The organism is Thorsellia anophelis DSM 18579, assembly GCF_900111395.1.
GTDB lineage: Bacteria > Pseudomonadota > Gammaproteobacteria > Enterobacterales > Thorselliaceae > Thorsellia > Thorsellia anophelis.
Window position 1 is genome coordinate 1 of sequence record NZ_FOHV01000056.1, and the last position, 6,166, is coordinate 6,166.

A 6,166-nucleotide genomic window follows, 5' to 3' on the forward strand; every position below is an offset into this window, starting at 1 on the left:
GTTAGCATTAGGAGATAAAGGCTATTTGGGGGCTGAGACAGCGGAACAATGCATAAACCATGGGATTGCTATTGAAACACCCGTTAGGAAAAACATGAGAGATAAACTCCCTAAAAACATTAGGAATTTTTGGAATGATAAAAGAAGAATTATTGAAAGTACAATTGGACAACTTGCTGAAAAATTCAATATTGAAAGAACATTCGCAAGAACAATGCTGAGCTTTACTAATAGGCTGAGTAGGAAAATATTATCACACAAACTGGCCACCCTGTTCAATAAAGAACAAGGTAGACCCATTTTAAGTATCGCAGATCTCGCATTTTAAAAGTCGAGCATCGCGTTAAATAATAAATTAAATTCACCTACTCTTACTATCCAAGCGATTATTGAAGAAACAGTAAACCATTCTGGCGCATTAGAGCACCCGAAACTACGACTCAAATCATTTAAAATGATTGACCTACTGAAACCTTTGCGTTCTTTACCAGTTAAATCTCACCTACTATCTACTCCCCAGCTAGAGGTTTACGAGCCAAGTTCAGCTATTACAATTGAACGATATCAAGAGATTAAAAATTTCTTAGAATCAAATTGGCATGCTGAATGTTTAATGTCAAAAATACAGTATCGCAATAAAGGAAGCAGTAAATACTTAGTTGATACCCCTACCTGTTTTATCCAGGCGATTAATCCAGATAAATCAGATCCTTCATTTGTGGTATTTGCAATTTATTTCTACGCAAATAATTATGCACTATCCGATCCAGAACTATTTTTAAGATTCAATCCGATGACACAAAAATTAGAACGCTTTGATTCTAATTATCTTTTTAGAATTGATAATGAATTTTACAATAATAGGGAGTACTCCGAGAAAATAGAAACGCCAGCCCAGTATAAGGCTAACATAGCAACTGATTTTGAATTCATTGAACCTACCTATCAATTAATTAATGTCAATGGGATCATTTATTCATTGCATGATCCTATTGTTAGCGAAGATAAAAAGGTTCAGGTTAACAGCCCTGATTAAACACAAAGGAATTGGTATGATTAACTTAAATGACATTCAAATAAATATGAATAAAATCAATATAAAAATGGTTGGTGTGGTCAGTGTCATATTAATTATATTTTCATTGCTCATACATGATGAATCGTTTATTACTGGGCCGGCTGTATTTTTCACTATAAATCTCTTAATCCAACTAGCTGAGCTTAAAAAAACAAATGAGGTTAAGACTTACATTAAATTATTTGTCCTACCTAGTTTTATCGCGATTATTTATTATACCAATTTAATTTCTCAAAATTCATATCTGAATGAAGAATTTCTGCTTATCCTCACACTGTTTTTATTCAATTGTTTAGTCTTACCATTCAGTCAATTGTGGTTACACAATATCAACCCTTTTGCTAATCCCAATACCCTAATTACTAAAGCATGGCAAAATATAATGAATTTTCTGTTTATCGTGCTTGGAATGCTATTTTTTCAAATTCTCACCTATTTCATGAGTTTTTTCATTCTAAATGAAATATTAGACAAACTCCTTCCTTTTCACATTATATCAATGCTTTGGGTATTTATTATATTTTGGTTCTTGAATCACAAAACACATCTAAGCCAAAATCTACTAAATAGTTTCAGTATATTCCTAAAACTTTGTCTAGTTTTATCATGTTTTTTGAGTATAACATTTGCATTCATAACGATTTTAAACTTATCTGATTATGATTTTATGAGTCATGAACTCATTTTTTATCAGGTCATGTTTAGTATCACAATATTCTTAGCTCAATCACAATTATTACAATCACCTGACAAAAAAATCAGCAACACGGACCTCTATCTTTTTTACTTAGTATTTTTTACTTTTTTAGCTATTTTATTATCTTTAGCGGGGCTACTAACTATTTTCACTAATTCTTATCTCATCAATGAGATAGCTCCGACGATCTTTTTAAGATTAGCAATTAATATTACGCTTGGATTGTATGTTTTATCTTATCTGTTTCTATCTATTGTCTCCATCAGTTATCGATTTTATTCGAAGCCTAATACCTATAGTATTGCATCCAAGCAAGAAAGCACTCAAATAAAGATGCAATCTATGGATTCAGAACTTCAAGCAGCTCTGCCATATCAAACAGATACAACTATACTTGCCAGAATGCTCAGCGTGTTTAGACCAAATCTAGCTCTTTTCATTAAACGGCTCTCTTATTTTAATTTTATTTTCCTATCCATTTTTATCGTTGCAGGAAGTTATTGCTTAACTCCATTTTTTAATTTAAATGCCATTTTAACTGATAGGCATATTAACCGACTGTTAGATAACCAAGTCAGTGCAGATCAATTTAACTTTGGCTTATTAGAAAATACGTTAGGAAGTGAGGGCTATACAAAGTTCCATAATTTAATCGAAATTGCTAAAGAATCAAATTATCAACATCTAAAAGAACTTGAGCAAAAGTATCATATTTATAAATATGGTGAGCCATCTAATGAACCGAGTTTAGAAGATCAAGAAAAAAACATTTTGGATTATTATCAACAATTCCCATACCAGAATTTGACTATTCGACCTAATCAAAATGCGGTAGAACAGGAGATCTTAGATAAAATCATATTAAATTCAATTTTATACACTCGTAAACAAGAGCAGTGTTTATTTAATCCAAACACACCAGAAAATACAATTATGGCCAAGTGCTTTATTGATGTCATTCATCCAGATATTAAACAACCAGATAAAAAAGTGTATGCACTGACAACAATTTACTGGTCAGAACGTAATGACTATCATCAAAATGTTGCTTTTTATCAATACGAAGATGACACACTTATTAGAGTAAACTCAAGCGAACTCAACAAATGCGATTATAAAAATCGAACAAAATTTGTTGATTTAACCGATTTTAATCAAAACATTTCTAGTCAAATAAAATTATTTAATTCACCTTATTATTTGCTTAGACGAGATAATTCTGTTTATGAGTTTCCCCATGTATGCGAGTAGCTGATTTAGATATGGGCAAGTGTTAAACTTTAATTTTTACGCACAAAGACAATTCTAACCAAAGGAGTCAACATTAAAACCAAATAAACACCCCATTCAATCGATACATAAATAAAAGGATTAACAGCAAAGTATTTTATAGAAGAATAAATTAACAAGTCATGTATTTATAGTAAAACAATCAAATTGCATATACGTATTTATTTAAAAACATAATCAGGAGAATAAAATGGCAACTAATACGATATTATCTGGCTACGAGTTAAGCTCATGGCTAACTACTCAGCTAGATTTTTTTTATAATAACCAAGAAGGCTTAGAAAAAGAAATATTAATTAGTACGTTAAAAAATAGACTCACACAAACAGAGTGCCATCCTGATGACTCTCAATCACTCTTCGATTATCATCGTCTTTGGATAGCCGTTGGCGATACTAGCAGGGCATTACACACTCTTGAACAATTTGAATCATCGATTAGTGACACGCTAGAGGGTATGAATCAGCAATATTTTTCAGTTCTTGTTTCTTATTGGAAAACAAATCTCTATGCGGGGCACGATAAAGATAAATTCATCGCTGAAGGCGACTCTTTAATTCAAAAATTGCAAGCTTACCCAAATCGAGACCATGTATTGTATATATGGGATAAATTAATCGATGGTTGCGCATTTTTAGCCCTTTGGGATAGATATCGTCAACTATATAGACTAAAGATTGCCTATCAACCGCAATTTTCTGAAGACTCTGTTCATTTCATTGAAGGCCAATTAGCCATTCTATCCGAGGATTGTCGTTCTTATTCCACCGAAGGCAACAAGGCAGAAGCGATAGCATCAGCCCAAAAGCTTATTAATCGCCTAAAAGAGGGGCAGTCTCAAGGTAAAGTCACACAAAAAATCTGGATTGATAATGCTAATGCTATTGTTTATCAAGTACCTGAGATAATAGATGAAATGATTAACCATATCAAAAATTATGCCGAAAATGATTGGCATATTGCTAAAAAAAGAGACCTAGACATCAGCATCAAACAAATAGAAGCACGATCAAAATATGCTCAGAGCAAATTAGATGAAGCCATAAACATAGGTCTTAGTGCTAATTATGAATTAATGTATGATACTAATTATTTTTTCACCATGGAATTAATTGATTGGCTAATTGAAGCAAATCAAATTGATAAAGCAGGAGAAATTGCATTAGATACTGTGCTACTAGATTTGCCAAATGTCAGCACTCATGCCTATAAGATCGCATCTAGGCTACAAAATACGCATCCCTCTATCTATTGGCATCTGATTTTATGTTGGGATTACTGCAGACAATTGACAGGTTTTTATCACGATAAAAATCCTAATTTAGCACCGATAAGCGATGAGCAAAAAATCATTATTCAAAATGCATTTAATGAAACATTTGCAGCAGCAAAGCAAATAGATAGCAATCATGTCGGTTTAGAGGTGCTTGAGTTTTATTATTTTAGACAACGAAAAAATGAGTTTAATGCTGTCGATTATCATAAACAAATTGTTCAGCAGTGTGAACTTTACTTTAGTAATGCCAATAATTATCGTTCTATGGGGAGAATATGTGCTTACTATCGCTCTAAAGCTTACCTTGAAGGAATAGAATCCGTTATTAATGCAGAGCTGATTACGGCAAGTGAAGCTACCGAAAATCTATACATCTCTGTTGATCTATTTTTATCTGATGAGGAATGGGAGCAATATGTTGACTATAGAAAAGACATTACTACGTTAAAGATTAAGTATCAAGAAATCGCAAAAAAGCAGTTTGAGCATTTTTTTGAAACCGGCGGCAATGGACATTTTAGAGATGGGAATATTCATAATTATTCCATGTTACTTAGAAACATAAGCTCAGAATTATGCGAAAGTTATAATAAGTCACCAGAAGAGTTAATTGTCAGCTCAAAAACAGCAATTGAGCTTTCAACCCTAGCGATTTCGATCTCTCCATTTGCAGAGCATTATTATGGACTCTTTACTGCTTATGCTAATCTTAAAGATGAGAATGCAATGATAGAGTCTGCTGAATCACTTTGGCAATTTTCAGTTAGATATGGATTTAGCCGTTTTATGCCACAAAAAATAGTGACTAAATTTGCCAGGTCATTACACAATCAAGGTCGCCATGCAGAAATTCAAACCTGGATTGAACGATTAGAACAATGGTTTGCATGGCTACCTAGGGAACAACAAGAGGAACAAAATGAAAGCTATTTTTTCAGTCGAATATTCCTTTTAAGTCATATTGTCACACTTAATCCTGAAACAAGTGCGTTACGATTAGAGAAAGAACTAACATCTAATCCTGCTTACTGGGATAAGGATGAAACCATTGCTCTTAATATAGCTTGTATCTATAGAGATTTAGAGCAATTAGATAAAGCAGTTGAATTCTATCAATTAGCATTAGGTCTCGCTCAGAAATATGAGTATCAACCTGTTATTGAGGTTGCAGAACGAAACCTTAAAACGATTAAAGATAGATTGAACACGAATACTAATTCAAACCAAAAGCCTTGGTGGAAATTTTGGTAAGTTATTTTTAAACGGCAAATTTTATAATTAAGCCACTAAATACTTGGCTTAATTATAAAAAATAAGAGGAAGGAAATGAAAATTTTTTATCTTCCAATTTTTTATTAATAAAATCGGTTTACCTTTTGCAAGCTATTTTGAATTTGCTGGATGTTAAACTCTAAGACATTTGGTACTTAAATCCCCGCCCAATTCGGCGAGGGTTTAAGTGGATTTTGCTAAAAAGAACCTTGCTTCAATGCTTGTATCCTCTTCTCTAATGGTGGGTGAGTCATAAATAACTCGCCTATTGCTTCTTTGTTGATATTAATCGCTAATACCGTAATATTTTTATCCACGTTTGTTTCACGACTTGATTTCAATCGTTCTAGCGCCGCTATCATATTATTAGCGCCAACTATTTTTGCAGCGCCAGCATCAGCATAGAATTCTCTTCGTCTTGAGAACCATAACGTGATAATACTCGCAAGCATCCCAAATTGTAATGGTCAAGTTTTTTTGTAGGGTTTTTTAGCCTGTTTTTAATAATTCTCTTCTTTTTTGTAATGGCGTCATGTAGCCAATTGCAGAGTTA

The 6,166-nt window shown here is 32.8% G+C and carries 5 protein-coding genes; 4 read left to right on the forward strand and 1 reads right to left on the reverse strand.

The features are described from left to right. The 4 genes from BMW37_RS14690 to BMW37_RS14705 all read left to right on the forward strand — a co-directional run. Positions 1-328: transposase (locus BMW37_RS14690; RefSeq protein WP_143047696.1), on the forward strand; the 328-nt coding region annotated here is incomplete at its 5' end. A 126-nt stretch (positions 329-454) separates the two neighbouring features. Then, positions 455-1,036 (forward strand): hypothetical protein, encoded by a 582-nt coding sequence (locus BMW37_RS14695; RefSeq protein WP_093322741.1) that lies wholly within the window; start codon positions 455-457, stop codon positions 1,034-1,036. Positions 1,037-1,745: 709 nt separating this feature from the next. Beyond that, positions 1,746-3,026, forward strand: coding sequence for an ABC-2 family transporter permease (locus tag BMW37_RS15050; RefSeq protein ID WP_143047697.1), 1,281 nt, complete (start codon positions 1,746-1,748; stop codon positions 3,024-3,026). Positions 3,027-3,255: 229 nt separating this feature from the next. Next, positions 3,256-5,592, forward strand: a complete 2,337-nt coding sequence (locus BMW37_RS14705; protein WP_093322746.1) for a hypothetical protein — start codon at positions 3,256-3,258, stop codon at positions 5,590-5,592. A 218-nt stretch (positions 5,593-5,810) separates the two neighbouring features. Here the strand turns inward: BMW37_RS14705 and BMW37_RS14710 are convergent, their stop codons facing one another. Then, complete coding sequence (locus BMW37_RS14710) at positions 5,811-6,065, reverse strand: M48 family metalloprotease (protein ID WP_245711087.1); 255 nt, start codon at positions 6,063-6,065, stop codon at positions 5,811-5,813. Positions 6,066-6,166 lie beyond the last annotated feature (101 nt).